22 protein-coding genes and 1 riboswitch are annotated in these 21,317 nt (G+C 72.5%); of the genes, 13 read left to right on the top strand and 9 right to left on the bottom strand.

Features of this window, described 5'->3' with window-relative positions; all coding sequences use genetic code 11:
• Positions 1 to 23 precede the first annotated feature (23 nt).
• Positions 24 to 488: a GreA/GreB family elongation factor gene (locus tag ABT296_RS26800; RefSeq protein WP_351931198.1), complete on the top strand. Its 465-nt coding sequence runs from the start codon at positions 24 to 26 to the stop codon at positions 486 to 488.
• Between the two features lie 59 nt (positions 489 to 547).
• Here the strand turns inward: ABT296_RS26800 and ABT296_RS26795 are convergent, their stop codons facing one another.
• The gene (locus ABT296_RS26795) at positions 548 to 724 is read right to left on the bottom strand and encodes a hypothetical protein (protein WP_351931197.1); all 177 of its coding nucleotides are present in this window, start codon (positions 722 to 724) and stop codon (positions 548 to 550) included.
• A 47-nt stretch (positions 725 to 771) separates the two neighbouring features.
• On the bottom strand, positions 772 to 3,291 hold the full coding sequence (locus tag ABT296_RS26790; RefSeq protein ID WP_351931209.1) for an ATP-dependent Clp protease ATP-binding subunit: 2,520 nt from the start codon (positions 3,289 to 3,291) through the stop codon (positions 772 to 774).
• 876 nt (positions 3,292 to 4,167) lie between these two features.
• Here ABT296_RS26790 and ABT296_RS26785 point away from each other — a divergent pair.
• The 9 genes from ABT296_RS26785 to ABT296_RS26745 all read left to right on the top strand — a co-directional run bounded on the left by ABT296_RS26785 (position 4,168) and on the right by ABT296_RS26745 (position 12,089).
• Positions 4,168 to 5,376: a glycoside hydrolase family 64 protein gene (locus ABT296_RS26785; protein ID WP_351931196.1), complete on the top strand. Its 1,209-nt coding sequence runs from the start codon at positions 4,168 to 4,170 to the stop codon at positions 5,374 to 5,376.
• A 126-nt stretch (positions 5,377 to 5,502) separates the two neighbouring features.
• Positions 5,503 to 6,678, top strand: a complete 1,176-nt coding sequence (locus tag ABT296_RS26780; protein WP_351931195.1) for a DNA alkylation repair protein — start codon at positions 5,503 to 5,505, stop codon at positions 6,676 to 6,678.
• Between the two features lie 171 nt (positions 6,679 to 6,849).
• Positions 6,850 to 7,065, top strand: a complete 216-nt coding sequence (locus tag ABT296_RS26775) for a hypothetical protein (protein ID WP_351931194.1) — start codon at positions 6,850 to 6,852, stop codon at positions 7,063 to 7,065.
• Between the two features lie 92 nt (positions 7,066 to 7,157).
• A riboswitch (cobalamin riboswitch) is annotated at positions 7,158 to 7,343 on the top strand.
• Between the two features lie 30 nt (positions 7,344 to 7,373).
• Positions 7,374 to 8,087, top strand: a complete 714-nt coding sequence (locus ABT296_RS26770) for an energy-coupling factor ABC transporter permease (RefSeq protein WP_351931193.1) — start codon at positions 7,374 to 7,376, stop codon at positions 8,085 to 8,087.
• Positions 8,084 to 8,458: an energy-coupling factor ABC transporter substrate-binding protein gene (locus ABT296_RS26765; RefSeq protein WP_351931192.1), complete on the top strand. Its 375-nt coding sequence runs from the start codon at positions 8,084 to 8,086 to the stop codon at positions 8,456 to 8,458. The genes ABT296_RS26770 and ABT296_RS26765 overlap by 4 nt, the downstream gene beginning before the upstream one ends.
• Positions 8,459 to 8,464: 6 nt before the next feature.
• Entirely contained in the window at positions 8,465 to 9,214 is a 750-nt protein-coding gene (cbiQ, locus tag ABT296_RS26760) for a cobalt ECF transporter T component CbiQ (protein WP_351931191.1), read from the top strand.
• Positions 9,211 to 10,083: an ATP-binding cassette domain-containing protein gene (locus ABT296_RS26755; RefSeq protein WP_351931190.1), complete on the top strand. Its 873-nt coding sequence runs from the start codon at positions 9,211 to 9,213 to the stop codon at positions 10,081 to 10,083. The genes cbiQ and ABT296_RS26755 overlap by 4 nt, the downstream gene beginning before the upstream one ends.
• An 86-nt stretch (positions 10,084 to 10,169) precedes the next feature.
• Positions 10,170 to 11,669: an APC family permease gene (locus ABT296_RS26750; protein WP_351931189.1), complete on the top strand. Its 1,500-nt coding sequence runs from the start codon at positions 10,170 to 10,172 to the stop codon at positions 11,667 to 11,669.
• Positions 11,670 to 11,672: 3 nt separating this feature from the next.
• Complete coding sequence (locus ABT296_RS26745; RefSeq protein ID WP_351931188.1) at positions 11,673 to 12,089, top strand: universal stress protein; 417 nt, start codon at positions 11,673 to 11,675, stop codon at positions 12,087 to 12,089.
• Between the two features lie 23 nt (positions 12,090 to 12,112).
• On the opposite strand, the gene ABT296_RS26740 is transcribed toward ABT296_RS26745, so the two are convergent.
• Both ABT296_RS26740 and ABT296_RS26735 read right to left on the bottom strand, forming a co-directional pair.
• Positions 12,113 to 12,757: a dihydrofolate reductase family protein gene (locus tag ABT296_RS26740; protein ID WP_351931187.1), complete on the bottom strand. Its 645-nt coding sequence runs from the start codon at positions 12,755 to 12,757 to the stop codon at positions 12,113 to 12,115.
• A 161-nt stretch (positions 12,758 to 12,918) separates the two neighbouring features.
• The gene (locus ABT296_RS26735) at positions 12,919 to 13,944 is read right to left on the bottom strand and encodes an aldo/keto reductase (RefSeq protein ID WP_351931186.1); all 1,026 of its coding nucleotides are present in this window, start codon (positions 13,942 to 13,944) and stop codon (positions 12,919 to 12,921) included.
• A gap of 181 nt (positions 13,945 to 14,125) precedes the next feature.
• On the opposite strand from ABT296_RS26735, the gene ABT296_RS26730 reads away from it, so the two are divergent.
• Positions 14,126 to 14,707 carry a TetR/AcrR family transcriptional regulator gene (locus ABT296_RS26730; RefSeq protein WP_351931185.1) on the top strand — a complete coding sequence of 194 codons (582 nt, stop codon included), beginning with the start codon at positions 14,126 to 14,128 and terminating at the stop codon, positions 14,705 to 14,707.
• A gap of 45 nt (positions 14,708 to 14,752) precedes the next feature.
• On the opposite strand, the gene ABT296_RS26725 is transcribed toward ABT296_RS26730, so the two are convergent.
• Positions 14,753 to 15,370 (bottom strand): TetR/AcrR family transcriptional regulator, encoded by a 618-nt coding sequence (locus ABT296_RS26725; RefSeq protein WP_351931184.1) that lies wholly within the window; start codon positions 15,368 to 15,370, stop codon positions 14,753 to 14,755.
• 139 nt (positions 15,371 to 15,509) lie between these two features.
• Here ABT296_RS26725 and ABT296_RS26720 point away from each other — a divergent pair, with 139 nt between their 5' ends.
• Positions 15,510 to 16,985 (top strand): APC family permease, encoded by a 1,476-nt coding sequence (locus ABT296_RS26720; protein WP_351931183.1) that lies wholly within the window; start codon positions 15,510 to 15,512, stop codon positions 16,983 to 16,985.
• Complete coding sequence (locus ABT296_RS26715; protein ID WP_351931182.1) at positions 16,982 to 18,553, top strand: amidohydrolase; 1,572 nt, start codon at positions 16,982 to 16,984, stop codon at positions 18,551 to 18,553. Before ABT296_RS26720 ends, ABT296_RS26715 begins: the two co-directional genes overlap by 4 nt.
• 116 nt (positions 18,554 to 18,669) lie before the next feature.
• Here ABT296_RS26715 and lysA read toward each other — a convergent pair whose 3' ends face one another.
• The 4 genes from lysA to ABT296_RS26695 all read right to left on the bottom strand — a co-directional run bounded on the left by lysA (position 18,670) and on the right by ABT296_RS26695 (position 21,271).
• Positions 18,670 to 20,007 (bottom strand): diaminopimelate decarboxylase, encoded by a 1,338-nt coding sequence (gene lysA, locus ABT296_RS26710; RefSeq protein WP_351931181.1) that lies wholly within the window; start codon positions 20,005 to 20,007, stop codon positions 18,670 to 18,672.
• Positions 20,004 to 20,387, bottom strand: coding sequence for an SAV_915 family protein (locus tag ABT296_RS26705; protein WP_351931180.1), 384 nt, complete (start codon positions 20,385 to 20,387; stop codon positions 20,004 to 20,006). The genes lysA and ABT296_RS26705 overlap by 4 nt, the downstream gene beginning before the upstream one ends.
• Before the next feature lie 174 nt (positions 20,388 to 20,561).
• Positions 20,562 to 20,918, bottom strand: coding sequence for a hypothetical protein (locus ABT296_RS26700; RefSeq protein WP_351931179.1), 357 nt, complete (start codon positions 20,916 to 20,918; stop codon positions 20,562 to 20,564).
• A complete protein-coding gene (locus ABT296_RS26695) occupies positions 20,915 to 21,271 on the bottom strand; it encodes a hypothetical protein (RefSeq protein ID WP_351931178.1) in 357 nt (118 codons plus the stop codon). The genes ABT296_RS26700 and ABT296_RS26695 overlap by 4 nt, the downstream gene beginning before the upstream one ends.
• Positions 21,272 to 21,317: the final 46 nt, after the last annotated feature.

Raw genomic sequence — 21,317 nt, 5'->3', positions numbered from 1 at the left:
AGTGTCGGAGGAGAGGAGCGGTCATGACGAGCGGACCCGAACCGATCAGCGCCGAGGCCCGTCGCGCACTGGAGGAGGAACTCGCCGATGCTCGCGCCGAGCGGCAGACGGTCGCCGCGACGCTCCAGGACTCCTCGGACACGGTGGGCGACAGCGCCGACCAGGCCGACGAGTTGCAGCGTGCCGACGAACTCCGGCGCCTGGACGCCCGGATCGACGACCTCGCCCTGCGGCTGCGGCAGACGGGCACGGCCGGTCCGCCGCCCACCGGCGTGGTGGGTGTCGGCAGCACGGTGACCGTACGGTTCGAGGACGGCAGCCAACAGGTGCTCTCCATCGGCGAGGTGGCCGAGTCCCTCGACCAGAACCTGGTGACGGCCGACAGCCCTCTGGGCGGCGCCCTCCTCGGACACCACGTCGGTGACACCGTCGGCTACGACACTCCCGGCGGGCGGGAGAACGCGACGGTCGTGTCCCTGGGCGCCTGACCGTTCGGGCCGTCGAGCGCCGGACTGCCCGGCGCTCGACGGGAATTCGACGACAGGCCCTAGTACGGCCGGCCGTCCGCGGAGCCGCTGCCCTCCCTGGGCAGACCGAGGTGTTCCCGGTCCTGCGCGGTCATCTGCTCCAGCAGCTCGTCGTCCGGACGGCGGGGCAGCCCACGGCTGTGACCGGTGTCCGGATCGCCCTCGACCTCTTTGTTGGCCTTGTGATGACGGACCATTGCTGCCTCCTCGAAGGGGTGCGGCGCACCCGTGGCGCCGCCGGACGTCAGGGCTTGTCCGCGGCCGGTGTCCCGTCCTGTGCCTCGGGCTTGCGGACGGTGCAGTGCAGGGAGTCGTCCTTGATGTGGGCGACGATGGTGTCGCCCGGGTCCGCCTCGCCGGCGAGCAGCAACTCGGCGATGCGGTTGTCCAGTTCGGTCTGGATCGTGCGGCGCAGCGGACGGGCCCCGAACTCGGGCTGGTGACCGTGGGCGATGAGCAGCTTCTTCGCGTCCTCGGTGACCTCCAGCCCGACACCCTGGGCGCGCACCCGGTGCTCGCTGCGGTCCAGCAGGTGGTCCACGATCCGGGAGAGGTCGTCCGCGGTGAGGGCGTGGAAAACGATGATGTCGTCGATGCGGTTGAGGAACTCGGGCAGGAACCGCGCCTTGAGCTCGTCCATCAACTCGTCCTTGATCTCGGACGTGTCGCCCTTGTGGTCGAGGATGCGGTGGGCGCCGATGTTGGACGTCATGATGATGACCGTGTGCCGGAAGTCGACCGTGCGGCCCTGGCCGTCGGTGAGGCGGCCGTCGTCGAGGATCTGCAACAGGGTGTTGAAGACGTCCGGGTGCGCCTTCTCGACCTCGTCGAAGAGCACCACGCTGTACGGCTGGCGCCGGACCCTCTCGGTGAGCTGGCCGGCCTCCTCGTAGCCGACGTATCCGGGCGGCGCGCCGACCAGCCGGGCGACGGTGTGCTTCTCCTGGAACTCGCTCATGTCGAACCGGACCATGCGGTCCTCGTCGCCGAAGAGCAGCTCGGCCAGCGTCTTGGCCAGCTCGGTCTTGCCGACGCCGGTCGGGCCGAGGAAGAGGAAGGAGCCGACCGGGCGGTTCGGGTCGCCCATGCCCGCGCGGTTGCGGCGCACCGCCTGCGAGACCGCCACGACGGCCTCGTCCTGGCCGACGATCCGCGCGTGCATCTCCTCCTCAAGCTTCAGCAGGCGCTCCTTCTCGCTCTCCGTCAGCTGCGCCACGGGGATGCCGGTACGGCGTGAGACCACGTCGGCGATGTCGCGGGCGGTCACGGTGACGACGCCCTCGCGCCGTTCCTCGATCCCGGCGAGTTCGCCCTCCACCTCGGCGATGTCCCGCTTGAGCCCTGCGGCCCGCTCGAAGTCCTCGGCGGTGACGGCCTGTTCCTGCTCGCGACGGAGTTTGGCGATCCGGTCCTCGCGGCTGACGACCTCGGTGGACCGCCCGGCGCTGCGCAGCCGTACCCGCGCGCCCGCCTGGTCCATGACGTCGATCGCCTTGTCCGGCAGGAAGCGGTCGCTGACATAGCGGTCGGACAGCTCGGCGGACGCCGCCAGCGCCTCGTCGGTGAAGCGGACCTGGTGGTGCGCCTCGTAGGCGTCGCGCAGGCCCTCCAGGATCAGCACCGTCTCCTCGACCGTGGGCTCGGGCACCAGCACCGGCTGGAAGCGCCGTTCCAGCGCGGCGTCCTTCTCCACGTACTTGCGGTACTCGTCGATGGTCGTCGCGCCCACGACGTGCAGCTCACCGCGCGCCAGGGCGGGCTTGAGCATGTTGCCGGCGTCCATCGAACCCTCGCCGGTCGCGCCCGCGCCGACCACCGTGTGCAGTTCGTCGATGAAGAGGATGATCTCGCCCTCGGCCTTCTGGACGTCCTCGATGACCTTCTTCAGCCGCTCCTCGAACTGGCCGCGGTACTGGGCGCCCGCGACCATGCCGGACAGGTCGAGGGAGATCACCCGCTTGTCCTTGAGCGTTCCCGGCACCTCCCCGGCGACGATGCGCTGGGCGAGGCCCTCCACGATCGCCGTCTTGCCGACGCCGGGCTCGCCGATCAGGACGGGGTTGTTCTTGGAGCGACGCGAGAGGATCTCGACGGTCTGTTCGATCTGCTCGGCGCGTCCGACCACCGGGTCCAGCTTGCCCGCCTTCGCCTCCTCCGTGAGGTCCCGGCCGAACTCCTCCAGCGTCGTGGCCGGCTCGCGGCGGCCGGCGGGCGCGCCCTCGCCCCGGGCGGGCGCCGCCTGGTCCGCGACCGAGGCCAGCTTCTTCACGTCCTGCCCCTCGGAGCGGAGCATCCGGGCCGCGCCGGAGTTGTCGCCGTCCAGCAGGGCTTTGAGGATGTGCTCGGGGCCGATGTACGAGGCCCCGGCGGCCTGGGAACGGGCGTAGGCCGCGCCGAGGGTGCGCTTGGCGGCCGGGGTCAGTCCGGGCTCCGCCGACGGGGTGGCGGACTCGCCGGGAAGCACCTTGGCGATCTGGTCCGCGAGGGCGTCGGGATCCACTCCGGCCTGGGCCAGCAGCCCGCGGGATGGGTCGACCTTGGCCGCCGCCCACAGCAGGTGCTCGGTGTCGAGGTCGGACGTGCCGTCCTCGACGGCCTTGCGCGCGGCGAGGTTGAGCAGTTCCTGCGAGGACTCGGTCAGCAGCCGGCCGATCGGCACCCGCTGCACCGCAGGTGGTGAGGAGGCGGGCGACATCCCGAAGAAGCGGTTCAGCATGTCGCTGAAGGGATCCGACGAGCTGAAACCGAAGGGCGGCATCGACATGGAGTGCTCCTGGTCGGCGACATTCGCTTCCACGAAAACGCGCCACCCGGGTACTCGCAAGCGGAGCCGGTGGAAGACGGGGCGACGGCGACCGGGCACGGCCGGGTCGGCGGGGGGGCGACGGTGACGGGGTGCAGCCGGGTTGGCGGGGGGCGACGGTTACCGGGCGCAGCCGGGTTGGCGGGGGCGGACTCACGGTGACCCGACACGGTCGCGCCCACGAGAGGCGGACCCACGGCGAGCCGGCGGGAGGCGGGTCCGCGGTGACCAGGCCCCGCCGAGCCGGCGGGAGGCGGGCCCCCGGCACAGCCGAGCCGGCGAGGGAAGGCCGACCGTGACCGGACACAGCCGAGCCGCCGGGAAGCGGGCCTACGGCGAGCCAACGGGAGGCGGGTCCACAGCGAGCCAGCGACAGGCGAGCCCACGGTGACCAGGCCCCGCCGAGCCAGCGGGAGGCGGGCCCTCGGCACCGGGTACAGCCGAGCCGGCGACGGAAGCCCGACCGGGACCGGGCACAGCCGAGCCGCCGGGAGGCGGGCCTACGGCGAGCGAACGGGAGGCGGGTCCACGACCACCGCGCACAGTCGAGCCGGCGGGAGGCAGGTCCACGGCGAGCGAGCGGGAGACGGGGCCCACCAGCACCGGGCCCTTCCGAGCCAGCGGGCGGCGGGCCCCCGGCGCCTCCAACCGGTCCGGGTCGAGCCGGTTCGCCGGGGCGAGCCGTGTCGGGCTGGTGGACCTGCGCTCCCGGCGCCCGGGATTGCCGCTCCCCTCGCCACCCTCATTGACATGAACGCATCCTCGCGCAACGCTGAGAGCGCTCTCAGTGGTCCGGACCAACCCCCCACCCGTTCCCTCCGCACAGGGAGACCACGCATGCCCCCAAGCCTCCGCCGACGTCTGTCGGCGCTCTCCACCGCGGCCGTGCTGCTCCTGCTCGGCACCCTGCTGTCGCTCAGCGGCCCCTCGTCCGCGGCAGCGGCCGTGCCGGCGACCATCCCCCTCAAGATCACCAACAACTCGGGCCGTGGCGACGCCGTATACGTCTATGTCCTCGGCACCAGCCTGACCACCGGACGACTCGGCTGGGCCGACGCCGGCGGTACGTTCCACCCCTGGCCGGCCGGCGGCAACCCGCCGGTCCCGGCGCCCGACGCGTCCATAGCGGGCCCCGCCAACGGCCAGTCCAGGACGATCACGATCCCCAAGCTCGGGGGCGGCCGGGTCTACTTCTCCTACGGTCAGAAGCTCGTGTTCAAGCTGGCCACCGGCGGACTGGTGCAGCCGGCGGTGCAGAACCCGTCCGACCCGAACCGCAACATCCTCTTCAATTGGTCCGAGTTCACGCTCAACGACAGCGGACTGTGGATCAACAGCACCCAGGTGGACATGTTCTCCGCGCCCTACTCCGTCGGCGTGCAGCGGGCCGACGGCAGCGTCGCCAGCACCGGACGGCTCAAGTCCGGCGGTTACAACGGGGTGTTCAGCGCGCTGCGCGCCCAGTCGGGCGGCTGGGGCGGTCTGATCCAGACCCGCTCCGACGGCACCGTCCTGCGGGCCCTCTCCCCCACCTACGGTCTGGAGACCGGCGCGCTGCCCGCCGGCGTCCTGAACGACTACATCAACCGCGTCTGGCAGAAGTACGCCACGACCACCCTCACGGTGACCCCGTTCGCCGACCAGCCGAACACCAAGTACTACGGCAGGGTCTCCGGCGGTGTCATGAACTTCACCAACTCCTCCGGAGCGGTCGTCACCAGCTTCCAGAAGCCCGACGCACCGAGCGTCTTCGGCTGTCACCGGCTCCTGGACGCCCCCAACGACTTGGTGCGCGGCCCCATTTCGCGCACCCTGTGCGCCGGCTTCAACCGCTCCACCCTGCTCACCAACGCCAACCAGCCCGACACCAACGCCGCCAACTTCTACAAGGACGGGGTGACCAACCACTACTCCAGGATCATCCATGAGCGCATGGCGGACGGTAAGGCGTACGGCTTCGCCTTCGACGACGTCGGCCACCACGAGTCCCTGGTCCACGACGGCAGCCCGCGTCAGGCGTACGTGACGCTGGACCCGTTCTCCTGACCCTCCCCGAGCCCTGGTCCGGGCCGCCCGGCCGCCACGCACCATCGGTGCGTGGCGGCCCCGCAGGGGCGAACGGGCGGCGATACTGGCGGTGCCCCTGCCCCCAGCGCCGACCCGGGAGTGCCCGTGCCCACCGCCGATGAGCTGATCAGTGCCGACGAGATCCGTCGGCTCGCCGCCGTCCTGCGCAGGCGCTCGCCCGGGACCTCGTCATGGCGCTGCGTCGAGGACAGTGCTGCGGCGCTCGGGGAGCTGAGCGTCAGCGGGCGGGCCCGCGCCGTGGGCGAGGCACTGCTGGCCGACTGCGACCGGGACCACGCGCGCCTGGCGCAGGCCGTGCGCGCCGCCCTCGCCGACCCGGAACTGACGGGCTGGATGGTGTGGCCGGTGACCGAGGCCGTCGCCGCGGCGGCCACCGGAGCCGGCGGCGACCGGCCCTCCGACGACACGTCAGCCCCCGCGTCCATGTTCGTCGACCACGACGCCTTCGACGACGGGCTCGACCTGCTCGCCCGGCTCACGCCCCGGCTGACCGCCGAGTTCGCGCTGCGGACCTTCCTCGTCGCCGACCTCGACCGCACCCTGGCCGCCGCCCGCGCCTGGACGGCATCCCCCGACCCGGCCGTACGGCGGCTGGCGAGCGAAGGCACCCGCCCCCGGCTCCCCTGGGCCCGCCAGGTCCCCTCGATCAACCGTGACCCACGGGTCACCGTCCCGCTGCTGGACGCCCTGCACACCGACACGTCGGAGGACGTGCGCCGCTCGGTGGCCAACCACCTCAACGACATCTCCCGCCTCGACGTACACCTGGCGACCTCGGTCGCGGCCCGGTGGCTGCGCGGCCCGGACCCGACCACGCCCGCCCTGGTCCGGCACGCGATGCGCACGCTCGTCAAGGCCGGTGAACCGGCCGCCCTGGAACTCGTCGGGTTCCACGGCGGCCGGGACGATCTCAAGGTGGTCGGTCCGGTCGTGACGGAGACCCGGATCCCCATGGGCGGAACCCTGGCGTTCACCGCGCACATCACCAATGTCTCCGCCGGACCGGTCTCCCTCTCCGTCGACTACGTCGTCCACCACATGAAGGCGAACGGCCGGACGGCGCCCAAGGTCTTCAAACTCACCCGGCGCGACCTGGCACCCGGCGAGTCGGCGGAGCTGACCCGCACCCACTCCTTCCGCCCCATCACCACACGCGTCTACCACCCGGGCACACACGCCGTACAACTCCAGGTCAACGGGCACCGGTTCGACGAGGTGGAGTTCACCCTCGGGCCGGTCCCGGGAGACGGCGGGAGTTGAGACGAGGAGCGCGCCGTCGCTGTGACGGATCCCTCGGCCCGTGGCACACGGCCGGACCACCGGACCCGTACAGGTGAATCGCGCACCCGCGGTGACATCGCGGGCCCCGCGTGCGGTAGGTCGCGATCGGACCCCACGCCCGTGTGATTCCGATCTCGGAGGAGCGCCTTCATGCGCGCACGCGTCACCCTCGTCCCCGCCGCCCTGGCCGCCACGTTCGTCGCCGGGACCGGTGCCACGCAGGCCGCCGCCCACGACGGCCCCCAGCTCAACGTCACCAACAACGCGCCCGTGGTCTCCGTGGTCAGCGGCGTCGACGTCAACGACCCGCTGGAGGACGTCCTCGAACACACCCTCAACTTCGGCGACGGATACAGCTGGGACTGACGCCACGCTCCACGGGGGCGCGCCGGAGCGCGAGCTTGCGTGCGCCGCCCTTGCGCCCCCGAGGAGCGCTTGTCAGCCAACCTGATCAGGCACTACTGTCACCACGCCTTGGTGAACGGGAAATCCGGTGCGATACCGGTGCGGCCCTCGCCACTGTGATCGGGAAGTCCGGCTCCAGCCCTCACGGGCAGCCACTGGGTCCTTCGGGACCCGGGAAGGCGGAGTCACGGGCGGTGTCACCCGTCAGCCAGGAGACCGGCCAAGGCGCGTCAACCATCCACGAGGTGCTGGAGAGGGTCTGCTGAGCCATGCACATAGCCGAGGGATTTCTGCCTCCGGCGCACGCGGTCGCCTGGAGCGTCGCGTCCGCGCCCTTCGTCGTCCACGGAGTTCGGTCGCTCACCCGTGAAGTCAGGGAGAACCCGGAGAGCACGCTGCTCCTGGGCGCCTCCGGTGCCTTCACCTTCGTACTGTCCGCGCTCAAACTGCCCTCGGTGACCGGGAGTTGCTCCCATCCCACCGGCACGGGGCTGGGCGCCATCCTGTTCCGGCCGCCGATCATGGCGGTGCTGGGCACCATCACCCTGCTCTTCCAGGCGCTGCTGCTCGCGCACGGCGGCCTGACCACCCTCGGCGCGAACGTCTTCTCCATGGCGATCGTCGGACCCTGGGCCGGATACGCCGTCTACCGGCTCCTGCGCCGCTACGACGTGCCGCTGATGGTCGCCGTCTTCTTCGGCGCGTTCGTCGCCGACCTGTCCACCTACTGCGTCACCAGCGTCCAGCTGGCGCTCGCCTTCCCCGACCCGAGCAGTGGATTCCTCGGCGCGCTCGGCAAGTTCGGCTCCATCTTCGCCGTCACCCAGATCCCGCTCGCGGTCAGCGAGGGCCTGCTCACCGTGCTCGTGATGCGACTGCTGGTGCAGTCCAGCAAGGGCGAACTGACCCGGCTGGGTGTGCTCCTCACCCGGCGGCAGACCCGGACGAAGACCGAGACCGAGACCGAGGCGGTGGCGCGATGAAGAGGAACACCAGGATCAACCTCCTGCTGCTGCTGGTCGTGGCGGCGCTCGCGGTGCTGCCGCTCGCGCTGGGCCTCGGCGACCACAAGGAGGAACCGTTCGCGGGTGCCGACGGCGAGGCGGAGACGGCGATCACCGAGCTCCAGCCGGACTACGAGCCCTGGTTCTCGCCCCTGTACGAACCGCCGTCCGGTGAGATCGAGTCGGCCCTGTTCAGCTTCCAGGCCGCCCTCGGGGCCGGTGTCCTCGCCTACTACTTCGGCCTGCGCCGGGGGCGGCGGCAGGGCGAGCGGCGGGCGCTGGACCGGGTGGCGGACGGCGGGGACACGTCCGGCGGTGTCACCGTGACCTCGCGGGCCGACCAGGACTGATCCCGCGTGCTGCCGATCGACGCGGCGGCGCACAGCAGTCGCTGGCGCCGCCGTCATCCCGTGGACAAGGCCGTGCTCGGGCTCGGTCTGACCGTGCTCGCGATCTCGCTGCCGCCCTGGCCCGGTGCCGTACTGGTCCTGGTCACCGCCGTCGCGGTGCTGCTCGGCCCGGCGGGGGTGCCCGCGCGGCGCCTGTGGCGGGCCTACCGGGTGCCGCTGGGCTTCTCGGTGACGGGCGCGGCCACCCTGCTCGTGCAGGTCGGCGGGCCGGAGGGCTTCGTCTCGCTCGCCGACGACGGCGGGCTGCGCGCCGGGGAGCTGCTGCTGCGGACCTCGGCCGCCTCCCTCGGCGTGCTGCTGTTCGCGTTCACCACGCCGATGTCGGACCTGCTGCCCCGTCTGGTGCGGGCGGGGGTGCCGGCCCCGGTCGTGGACGTCGCCCTGGTGACGTACCGGATGAGCTTCCTGCTCCTCGACTCCGTACGGCGGATCCGGGAGGCGCAGGCCGCCCGGCTCGGGCACACCAGCCGGTCGGCGGAGTGGCGCTCGCTGGCCGGGCTCGGCGCGACCGCGTTCGTGCGCGCCTTCGACCGGGCGGCCCGCCTCCAGGCCGGGCTCGCCGGACGCGGCTACGACGGCACCCTGCATGTCCTCGTGCCCGAGGCGCGGGTCTCCGTCCGCTTCACGGCGGCGAGCTGCGCCCTCCTCGCGGCGCTGGCCGCCCTCACCCTCGTACTGGAGAAGTCCCTGTCATGAGCGAGCCCTCCGCCCTGGTCGCCCTGCGGGGTGCCGCCTACGCCTACGAGGACGGCCCCGACGTCCTCAGCGGTCTCGACTTCGATGTGCGCGAGGGGCGCGCACTGGCGCTGCTGGGCCGCAACGGCACCGGCAAGACCACGCTGATGCGGCTGCTCAGCGGCGGACTCAGGCCGCGGGAGGGGCGGCTGACGGTGGAGGGCACGGCGGTCACCTACGACCGCAAGGGGCTGACCCGGCTGCGGACGACGGTGCAGTTGGTGGTGCAGGACCCGGACGACCAGCTGTTCGCCGCCTCCGTCGCCCAGGACGTCTCCTTCGGCCCGCTCAACCTCGGCCTCGCCGACGGCGAGGTGCGGGCGCGGGTCGAGGAGGCGCTCGCCGCGCTGGACATCACGCCGCTCGCCGACCGTCCGACGCATCTGCTGTCGTACGGCCAGCGCAAGCGCACCGCGATCGCGGGCGCCGTCGCGATGCGCCCCCGGGTGCTGATCCTGGACGAGCCGACCGCCGGTCTGGACCCCGACGGCCAGGAACGTCTGCTCGCCACACTGGACGGGCTGCGCGCGTCCGGCACGACGGTGGTGATGGCCACCCACGACGTGGACCTGGCGCTGCGCTGGGCCGACGAGGCGGCGCTGCTGACCCCTTCCGGGGTGCACACCGGGCCCGCGCGGACCACTCTGGCCCGCACGGACCTGCTGCACCAGGCGGGGCTGCGGCTGCCCTGGGGAGTTGCGGCGGCCCAACTGCTGCGCGCGCACGGACTGCTGGACGAGGGGACACCCGGTCCGCGCGACGCCGCGGAACTGGCGGCCTTCGCCGCGGCGCCCGCCCTCACTCCCCCTCCGGATGGGCAGCGCGGGTGATACATGCCGTGGCCGGGCGGCGATGACACGGCAGTGGCACGCGCTCGCTGTTGGATGAGGGCACCCCACGACGGAAGCGAGGGAGCATGGCCTCCGACAGCGCCACGGACGCACATCCGCCCGAAGGGCTCAAGCCGAACGCGATCGGGTTCGTGGACGCCCTCGTCATCGGACTGAACGCCACTTCCCCCGCCTACTCGCTGGCCGCGGCCATCGGCCCGGTCGTGGCGCTCGTGGGTGTCTACGCACCCGGCGTCATGCTCGCCTCGTTCGTGCCGATGCTGCTGATCGCCTCGGCGTTCTTCTACCTCAACCGGGTCGACCAGGACTGCGGGACGACGTTCTCGTGGGTGACCCGCGCGATGGGGCCGTGGGCGGGATGGCTGGGCGGATGGGCCATCACGATGACCGGGGTCCTGGTCATCGGATCGCTGGCGGACGTCGCGGTGACGTTCGCCCTGCTGGCCTTCGGGCTCGACAGCTGGGCCGACAACGAGGTCGTGCGCCAGGTGCTCACGGTGCTGCTCATCCTGGTGATGACGGCGCTGTGCGTGATCGGTACCGAGGCGTCGGCCAGGGTGCAGAACGTCCTCATCCTGGCGCAGGTCGTCTGCCTGCTGGTCTTCGCCGTGGTCGCGCTGTACCGGGTGTACGCCGACACCGGCTCGCTCGACTCCGTGGAGCCGTCGCTGAGCTGGCTCGACCCGTTCGGCGCGGGCGGCGCGTCCCTGACCGGGGGTCTGCTGCTCGGGGTGTTCATCTACTGGGGCTGGGAATCGGCGGTCAACCTCACCGAGGAGGTCGAGGACTCCGCGACCGCGCCGGGCAAGGCGGGCGTGTGGTCCACGGTCATCCTGCTGGTGACGTACGTGTCGGTGGCCTTCGCGGTCGTCGCCTACGCGGGACCGGAGTTCCTGACCGACAACGCCGCCGAGGAGGAGTTCATCTTCGCCCTCCTCGCCGAGGAGGCGATGGGCGGCTGGGACTGGGTGGTGCTGCTCGCGGTCTCCACCTCCGCGCTGGCCTCGACCCAGACGACGATCATCCCGGCCTCCCGCACGGCTCTGTCCATGGCCCGCCGGCATGCGATCCCGGAGCACTTCAGCCACATCAGCCACCGGTTCCGCACCCCGGACGTGAGCACCTGGTGGGTGGCCGCCATCGCGATCGCCTGGTATCTGGTGGTCCGCCAGATCAGCGAGAACGCCCTGTTCGACTCCCTCACCGCGCTGTCCCTGCTGATCGCGTTCTACTACGCGCTCACCGGTGTCGCCTGCGCGGTGTACTACCGCCGCCATCTCACCGAGAGCGTGCACCACTTCGTCCTCATCGGCCTCGGGCCGCTGATCGGCGCGGCACTGCTGGCGTGGCTGCTGGTGGAGTCGATCGGCGACATGTCGGACCCGGCCAACTCCTACAGCGGCGTCTCGTGGTTCGGGGTCGGGCCCCCGCTGGTCATCGGCATCGGCATCGCCCTCGTGGGCGTGATCCTCATGATCGTGTGGCGTCTGGTGAACCCCGTCTTCTGGTCGGAACGCCCCGATGTGGCCGACCCCGCTCTCGTCCACCGCGACAAGGAGTCCTGACAGATGTCGGTCGTTCTCGGCTACGACGAGTCCCCGGGCGCCGTCCGTGCCCTCCAGGTCGCCATCGAGGTCGCCGCGGCGTTCGGGGAACCCCTTGTGCTGGTCTACGGCGCGGCGGCGCCGGGCTCCGTCGGTGAGGAGTACGGCGCCCACCGCGAGGCCGTGCAGGAGGCTGGGCGCACGGCGCTCGGTCATGCCGTCCAGGTGGCCGACGCGGCCGGGGTCCCCACCAGCGTGGAGGTCATCGACAAGAAGCCGGCCGAGGCCCTGATCAGCGCGGCGGAGCGGCACGGGGCCAAGGTCATCGTGGTCGGCAGCTGGGGCGAGAGCCCGCTGCGCGGGGCCCTGCTGGGCTCCACGCCCCACAAGCTGCTGCACCTGTCCCGCACTCCGGTGCTGTGCGTGCCGACCGAGAACTGAGCGCGCGGGAGCGGGTTCTCGGGTCACCTCCGCCAGAACAGGTGGTGGGTCACGCCGCTCGGGCTGGGCACGACGTCCAGGTGGAACCGGTCGAGCAATTCGTCGGGGGACTCCCACAGGCGCAGTCCCGAGCCCAGCTCGATCGGTGAGACGGCGATGTGCAGGGTGTCCACGAGGTCGGCGTCCAGGAACTCCCGGATGGTGGTGACGCCTCCGCCGAGCCGTACGTCCTTGCCGTCCGCCGCCTCCCGCGCCCGTGCGAGGACGGTGGCCGGGTCGTCGTCGACGAAGTGGAACGTGGTGTCGGAGAGCGTGAACGACGGACGTGTGTGGTGGGTGAGGACGAAGACCGGCGTGTGGAACGGGGGCTTCTCGCCCCACCAGCCGAGCCACTCGTGGTCCTGCCAGGGGCCGCGCTGCGGCCCGAACTTGTTGCGGCCCATGATCTCGGCGCCGATGTTGCGCGGGTAGTCCCGGGTGAAGTAGTCGTCGAGGCCGCGGCTGCCACCGGGGTCCGTGCGCATCGGCCAGCTGGCGGTGGCGCCGGCCCACGCGAACAGCTTCTCGTGGTGGTCGAAACCGAACGGCCGCTCCAGGGTCTGGTCCTCTCCGGCGGCGATCCCGTCGCTGGAGATGTTGAAGTTCATGACTTTCAGCAGCTGTTCCATGGTGTTCCTCGTCGGGTAGTGACGGCCGCGGCGGGGTGCCGCTCACCATGACGTCGATCGGGGCGCGGCCGGATCGACAGCGGTCCCCGAGAATTGTCCGCCGAGAAGCCCGGGGACGCTTCCGGGGCGGCGCGGGGCACCCGTGTCGTCGGTTCCCCCTCTCAGCGTCGGCGGCGGCGCAGGGCCGGGTCGAGCAGGGCGGGCGGGGTGTCGAACTTCTCGTGCGGGGCGAGGTCGGTGCCGGGGGCGACGATCTCGTCGACGGCGTCGAGCACGTCGTCGGGGAGCACGGTGTCGGCTGCGGCGAGCTGGGCGTGCAGGTGCTCCGTGGTGCGGGGGCCGATCAGGGCGCTGGTGACGGCGGGGTGCGCGGTGACGAAGCCGAGGGCCAGCTGGATCATCGTCAGGCCCGCCTGGTCGGCGAGCGCGGCGAGCCGCTCGACGGCGTCCATCCTGGCGCGGTTGGCGGGGAGCGTGAGGTCGAAGCGCTCCGGAAGGATCTTCGAGCGGCTGGTGGTGATCTCCCGGCCCTCGCGGACGGCGCCGGAGAGCCAGCCGGAGGCCAGCGGGCTCCAGGCGAGCACCCCGAGGCCGTACTGCTCGGTGACGGGCAGGACGTGGGACTCGATGCCGCGTTGCAGCACGGAGTAGCTGGGCTGCTCGGTGACGTAGCGGCCGAGGCGGTGTTCGCGGGCGGCCCACTGGGCCTGGACGATGCGGTGCGCGGGGAAGGTGGAGGAGCCGAAGTAGCGGATCTTTCCGGCGCGTTGGAGGTCGGTGAGGGCCGACAGGGTCTCCTCGTCGGCGGTTTCCGGGTCCCAGCGGTGGATCTGGTAGAGGTCGACGTGGTCGACACCGAGGCGGCGCAGGCTGTCGTCCAGCGCGGTGTACAGCCAACGGCGGGAGCTGCCCTGATGGTTGGGCTCCTCGCTCATCGGCATGTTCGCCTTGGTGGCGAGGACGACGTCGTCCCGGCGGCCGGCGAGGGCCTTGCCGAGCATCTCCTCCGAGCCGCCGAGCCCGTACCAGTCGGCGGTGTCGATGAGGTTGATCCCCGCTTCGAGGGCGGTGTCGACGAGGGCGGTGGCCTCGTCCTGGGTGGTGCGGCCGATCCGGCCGAAGTTCATGGCGCCGAGGGCGAGGGCGCTGACCTTCACTCCGGTGCGGCCGAGGGTGCGGTACTGCATGTCCGTGTCTCCTTCGTCTTCGGTGAGGCCTGGTGAGCGGGCGCGCTGGTGGCGCCGGGGCATGGCAGGGCTTGGTGACCGGGCCTCCGCTCTGGCATCATGGCCAAACGGAACCGCGTCCCGTTTGACGATACGGAACACTGTCCCGTTTAGCAAGGGTGGTCATGGAAGGAGCGGCGCGATGAGCGAGGGAACCCCGGGGACGGCCCGTCCGAGGCGGGCGGACGCCCGGCGCAACGAGCGGACGCTGCTGGAGGCGGCCGCCGCGGTCTTCGTCGCCGGCGGGGTCGAGGCCCCCGTGCGGGACATCGCCGCCGAGGCCGGGGTCGGCACCGCCACGATCTACCGGCACTTCCCCACCCGGGCCGATCTGATCGTCGCGGTCTACCGGCACCAGGTGGAGGCGTGCGCGCAGGCCGGTCCCGAGCTGCTGGCGGCGCGTCCGACGCCGTACGACGCGCTGGGCCGGTGGATCGATCTCTTCGTCGACTTCTTGGTGACCAAGCACGGGCTCGCCGCCGTGCTCCAGTCCGACGAGGCCGGCTTCGAGACGCTGCACACCCACTTCCTGGACCGGCTGGTGCCCGTGTGCACCGAACTCCTCGACGCCGCGACGGCCGCGGGCGAGGTGCGCCCCGACATCCGCGCCCTCGAACTCATGCGCGGCGTCGGGAACCTGTGCATCGGCGCGGAGAACAATCCCGACTACGACGCGCGCCGGCTGGTCGGCCTGCTCGTGGCGGGGCTGCGCCGGGAGGGCTGACCGGACCGGGCCCGCGCCCCGCGCCCCACCGGCGAAAGCGGGGGCTCACTCCCCCTCGGCCGCCTCCAGCGTGCGGCGGGCGTGGGCCAGGAAGCCCGTCAGGGCGAACTCGAAGGCGCGGTCCGCCCTGCCGCCGGCGGACGCCGCCAGGGCCTCGGCCAGCCGGGGCGTCGCGGTCTCGTCGGCCAGCTCCCACATCGCGTCCGGGGCGGCGAGGTCCAGGGCGGAGCCGAGGGCGATGTTCTCCAGGGCGACGATCACCGGCATGACGTCGGCCGGCGCGAACCCCGCGTCCAGGAGCAGGACGACGGCCCCCTCGTACTGGGAGAGGACCCGCGGCGCGCGGACCGGATTGGTCATGAGCAGCGGCACCGCCCGCGGATGTGCCGCGAACGCGGCGCGATAGGAACGCGCCCACGCCCCCAGCGCCTCGTCCCAGGGCCGCAGGTCGAGGGACGAGGAGTCGATGCCCTCCGCCACCCGCTCCCGGATCAGCTCGACGATGCCGTCCCGGCCGTCCACATGGTGATACACCGAGCCGGTCTGCACGCCGAGCCTGCGCGCGATCTGCGGGACGCTGAACTCGCCCTGGGCGTCGATCAGTTCGAGCGCCACGGTGGTGATGCGCGCCCGGTCGAGCAGCGGTGTGCGCGGCCGTCCCATGTCCCGTGTCCCCCTCAAGGGTCTTCTCAGCTGTCGAGGAGGAGGTTACATTGCGGAAACCGAAAGGCTTTAGGTTTACGCGCCGGGCTCCCCGCACGCCCGCGTCCCTCCGTCTCCGAACAGCCAGAAGGGCTCGCCCATGCCCATCGAAAGATCCGCCCCGGACAGCGCACCCGCCCTGCGCTCGGGGGCCCTCGGCACCGCCGACATCGCCTTCTTCGTGGTCTCCGCCGCCGCCCCGCTCACCGTGATGGCCGGGGTCGCCCCGCTGGCCATCCTGCTCGGCGGGATCGGCGCCCCGGTGGGCTATCTGCTCGCCGGGATCACGCTCGCCGTGTTCGCCGTCGGGTTCACCACCATGAGCCGCCACGTCCGCAGCGGCGGTGCCTTCTACGCGTACATCACCCGAGGTCTGGGCCCCGCCGCCGGAATGGGCGCCGCGCTGCTGGCGCTGATCGGCTACAACGGCATGGAGATCGGCGTCTACGGTCTCCTCGGCACCGCCACCCAGGACACCGCGCACGCCCTGCTCGGCGTCGACGTCCCCTGGCTGCCGGTCTCCCTCGCCGGGCTGCTGCTCATCTGGTACGGCGGCTTCCGGTCGATCCACTTCGGGGCCAAGCTGCTCGGCGTGCTGCTCATCGCCGAGACCGGCATCCTCGCGCTCCTCGCGGCGGGCGTGCTGTTCGAGGGCGGCGCGCACGGGCTGTCGCTCGCCTCCTTCACGCCCGGCCATGTGCTGGTGCCGGGCACCGCGGTGGTGCTGGCCTTCGCCTTCGCCGCGTTCACCGGCTTCGAGTCCACGGTCATCTACCGCCGCGAGGCACGCGACCCCGACCGCACGGTGCCCCGCGCCACCTACGCCGCCGTCGGATTCCTCGGCCTGTTCTACGCCTTCGTCGTCTGGATCGCGATCCAGTCCTTCGGTGACGCCGAGGTCGTCGCGGCGGCCGGCTCCGATCCCGCCGGGCTGTTCTTCACCGCCATCACCTCCTACGTGGGCGGCTGGGCGGCCGACACGATGCACGTCCTGATCGTCACCAGCGTGCTGGCCTCCCTGCTGGCCTTCCACAACGCGATCAACCGGTACGTGCTGGCGCTCGCCGAGGAAGGGGTGCTGCCCAAGGCCCTGGCACGGGTCCACCCGCGCCACGGCTCCCCCCACCTCGCGGGCGCCGCCCAGACCGTCCTCGGCGCCGCCGTCGTCCTGGCCTTCGCGGCGGCCGGCGCCGATCCGTACGCCCAGTTGCTGCTGTGGGTCAACACCCCGGGCATGCTCGGCCTGCTGGCCCTGCAACTGCTCGCCGCGCTCGCCATCCCCCTGTACTTCCGGCGGTTCGGCCACCAGGAGGGCGTCCTGCGCACGGTCGTGGCCCCCGTCGTGGCGGCCGTGCTGCTCGGCACCGCCATCGTCCTGGTCGTCACCCACCTCGATCTGTTCACCGGGGCCTCCCCGACCGTGAACACCGTGCTGACCGCGCTCGTCCCGGTCGTCTTCGTGACCGGCCTCGGACTCGCCCGCAGGCTGCGGCGACGGCGCCCGGAGATCTGCGCACGCTTCGGCACCGAGCCCGAACCCGAGACCGCCGTCCCCCCCGCCAAGGAGCCCGCATGACCGCCGCCGACCTCGTCCTGACCGGGGCCCGCGTCCGCACCCTCGACCCCGCCCGGCCCCGGGCCGGCGCGGTGGCCGTGCGGGACGGCCTGATCGCCGCCGTCGGCGACCCCGGTGACGCGCGGGACTGGACGGGCCCGGGAACCGAGGTGATCGACCTGGGCGGCGCCTGTCTGATGCCCGGCCTGGTGGACTCCCACAGCCATCCCGTGTGGGGCCTGTCCATGACGACCGGCACCGATCTGTCGGCCGTCCGCGACCTCGACGGGCTGCGCGCGGCGCTCGCCGCCGCCGAACGGATCGACGGCTGGGTCGTCGGCTACGGCCTGGACCACAACGCCTTCGGCGGCCGCCCCCTCGACCGCTCCCTGATCGAGGACGCGCTGCCCGGCACACCGGTCTTCCTGCGCCTCTACGACGGCCACTCGGCGATGGTCACCGGCGCCGCGCTCGCCGCCGCCGCCGTCACCGGCCCACGCGCCTTCGCCCAGCGCTCCCACCTCGCCACCGACGCGGACGGACGGCTCACCGGGCACCTGGTGGAACACGCGGCCATGGATCTGGTCGCCGAGGTCATGCCCCGCCCCTCCTACGCCGAACGACGGTCCCGTCTGATCGAGTTGCTGGCCGCCATGGCCGCCACCGGACTCACCGGCGCGCATGTGATGGACCTCGGCGACCCGGACCTCGTGGGCGCGGTGGCCGAGGAGACGGCCCTGCCGCTACGGCTCCGCTTCGCACCGTGGTGCATGCCGGGCGCCTGTGCCGAGGAGCTGGAGGAACTCGTCGCGTCGCAGCGCCGGGGCGGCCGGCACTGGCGGGTCGGCGGAGTGAAGTTCTTCATGGACGGCACGGTCGAGGGCGGCACCGCCTGGCTGGAGCACCCGGACTGCCACGGCCAGGGCACCGACGCGTTCTGGCCGGACCCCCGGGCGTACAGCGAGGCCGTACGGCATCTGCACCGCGCCGGGGTGCGGACCGCGACGCATGCCATCGGCGACGCCGCCGTACGCCATGTGCTGGACACGGTGGAGTCGCTCGGTCCGGACGGGCGCCTGGCGCACCGGATCGAGCACATCGAGTCGGTGCCCGACGACACCGTGCCCCGCTTCGCCGCACTCGGGGTCGTCGCCTCCATGCAGCCCCCGCACACCGCCTACACCCGCGCCGACCGCTCCGACGAGTGGTCGCTGCGGCTCGGCGAGGAACGCTCCGGGCGCGCCTGGCGGTTGCGGGACCTGCGCGACGCCGGGGCGGTCGTGGCGCTGGGCTCGGACTGGCCGATCGCCCACTTCGACGCGCGCGCCGTACTGGCCACCGCCCGCGCGCCCCGCGGAGCGGCCTCGGCGCGCGGCGGGCTGACCGGGCTTCAGGCCCTGGAGGGCTGTACCACGCACGCGGCGCTCGCGGCGGGCGAGGCCGAGGTCGCCGGACGGGTCGCGCCGGGCCTGCGGGCCGATCTGACCGCGCTCTCCCTCGACCCGGTCGAGGCACCGGCCGACGAGGTCGCCAAGGCACCGGTACGGCTGACCGTCACCGGGGGCCGGGTGATGCACCGCGGCGTCTGAGGACGCCGGAGTGCTTCGGGGCCCGGCCCGGCCCGTCGCGCCGGGCCGGGCCGGGCCGGGCCGGGCTGAAGAACCAGGTGCGGGTGCCCGCGAGTGGGCACCCGCACCGGCTCGGGTCAGATCCCCACGTCGCGGACGCGGATGTCGTCCAGGGACTCCCGCCGCACGAGCAGCCGGGCCCGGCCGTCGTGGACGGCGGCGACGGGTGGCCGGCCGACCAGGTTGTAGCCGGACGCCATGGACAGGTGGTAGGCGCCGGCCACGGGCACGGCGATCAGGTCTCCGGGGCGTACGTCGTCGGGGAGTTCCACGTCCGAGGCGACGATGTCACCCGCTTCGCAGTGTCTGCCCACCACCGTCACCCGGGCCGTCGCCGCACTCCCGCGGCGGCCGACGAGCCGGGGTGCGTAGCGCACCCCGTACAGGGCCGGTCGAGGATTGTCGCTCATGCCGCCGTCCACGGCGACGTAGGTGTGCTCGCCGCCGTGCTTGACCGCCAGCACGCGGTACAGCGCGACGCCCGCCGGTCCCACGACGGCCCGCCCCGGCTCGATGACCAGCCGGGGCACGGGCAGGCCGGCCGCCGTGCACGCCGTGCGCAGCTCCGACCGCACCTTCCGGGCCAGGGCGGTCACGTCCAGGGACGGTTCGCCGGGGCGGTAGGCGATGCCGTGGCCCCCTCCCAGGTCGAGTTCGGACAGCACCAGGCCGTGCTGCTCGTAGAGGCGGGCCATGAGACCGACCAGGCGCCGCACCGCCGCGAGATACGGCTTGACGCTGGTGATCTGCGAACCCAGATGGCAGTGCAGGCCGGTGAGTTCGAGCTGCGGCTGGTCCAGGATCCGGGCGATGGCGTGCTGGGCGTAGCCGTCGGAGATGGACAGGCCGAACTTCTGGTCGACGGTCCCGGTGCGGATCTTCTCGTGGCCCCCGGCGCTGATCCCGGGCACCACCCGGACCATCACCCGCTGATGTCCCTCGGGCCCCACGGCGGCCGCCAGCCGGGCGATCTCCGACGGGCTGTCGATCACGATGCGGCCCACGCCCAGGCGCAGCGCCGTCTCCAGGTCGTGCGGCGACTTGGCGTTGCCGTGCAGCACGATCCGGTCCGGCGGGAAGCCGGTGGTGACGGCGAGCTCCAGTTCCCCGGCGGAGCACACGTCGAGTCCCAGGCCCTCCTCGTCGACCCAGTGGACCAGGGCGCGGCACAGGAACGCCTTGGCCGCGTAGAGGACTTCGGCGTCGGGGAAGGCGGCCCGATAGGTACGGCACCGCTCGCGCACCTCGTCCTCGTCGAGGACGTACACCGGTGTGCCGAACCTGTCGGCGATCTCCGCCAGGGGCACTCCCGCCACCGCGACGGCACCGGGGTGGGGTTCCGTGGTGGAGGCGGGCCATACGCAGGCCCGCTCGGCGAGCGTCGCGGGGACGGTGGTCTCGTGTACCGCGGTCATCGTGCGTGACTCCCTCGGGCTGTCCGGTGCGCCGACGCCGGTACCGGCGTCGGCCTCGGTGCCGGTGCCGGCTCGACGCGCGTGGTCGTGCGGGGAGCCGGCGCCGAGAACGTGGGGTCGACGGTGACCGCGGTGACTCCGAGCGGGGCGGTGAGCGCCCTCAGCGCGGGTTCGGCGAGCCTGATCCACGGCTGCCCGGGGCCGAGGGTGACAGCCAGCCGCAGCTCGGAGGTGAAGCCGACGGCCGTACGGTGCCCGAGCGGGGTGCGGAAGAGACGCGCCGTCCATCCCGATGGTCCCGGCCGGACCGGAACGAGCAGTGGTCCGGCCGGGGGACGTTCGCAGGGTTCGGGGTCTTCGTCGTTCATCTGGGCTGTCATGGAGGTCCTCCGGCGAGTGACGCGAGGGTTCGGGTACGTCATGGACGCTATGTCCGCGCCCCGTGCGTCTCGGACCACCGTTGACACGTCCCTGATGCGGTGCTCGCGGGTTTTGACGCCTCGCAGACGCCGACGGCCGCGACGGCCGCCGTGGCGGTCCGCCGCGACGGTGCGTCAGGGGTAGACGGTGAAGCTCCCCACCTGCCCGAATTCGTAGGCGCCGGACGGAAGCGCGGCGTTGTACTGCACGAGATGGCACGGCAGATGCGACCAGCCGATGATCTGATCGGTCTCGTTGTGGATCTCGGATCCCGCGCCGGTTCCTTCGTAGCAGCCCGGACGCGGGTTCCGGTAGAGGTGCTCGCTCACCGGGCCCTTCACATACACATGCCCCAGGGCCGCGGCACCGGACCCGGCGGATGGGGCCGCGGTGGCCGTAGTGGTCGCCGTCGCCCTAGAGGCACAGGCGAGCAGCACGATCGCGGTGAGGACGGCGGTGACCGCGGCCGGGAGGCGGGACTTCGTGGTCACGGGCACAGCACATGCTCCTCGCGGTCGTTGCGGAACTGGGCGTAGACCGTGACGCAGCCTCCGCTCAGGGCACCGCGCTCCCATACCGCGGACTGCTGCTGCCCGGGGGCGAGCCGGACGAAGCCGCTGCGGTGGTCTGCGACGTTGTCCGCGTACCCCACCGCCACGTCGACGGCCGCCCCGGCTCTGCGGTGGTACGCGACACCGACGTGGGCGTCGGTCACCTGCGCCCCCAGCACGCCGTTGGGGGTCTGCCACCGGCCTTCCTCGGCGGGCACCGCGGTCGCGGGCCCGGTTCCGGCGGCGACGAGCGCGACGGCGCAGGCCACAGCGACGACGAACTTCCTCGGCATGAGCTTCCCTCCGACGACACCATGACGCCGACCCGGCGCCATCACT

It is taken from the genome of Streptomyces sp. NPDC000983 (assembly GCF_040299205.1).
In the GTDB taxonomy this organism is placed as follows: domain Bacteria; phylum Actinomycetota; class Actinomycetes; order Streptomycetales; family Streptomycetaceae; genus Streptomyces.
The sequence above is the reverse complement of the archived record's forward strand: the minus strand, read 5'-3'. Positions and strand labels throughout refer to the sequence as shown.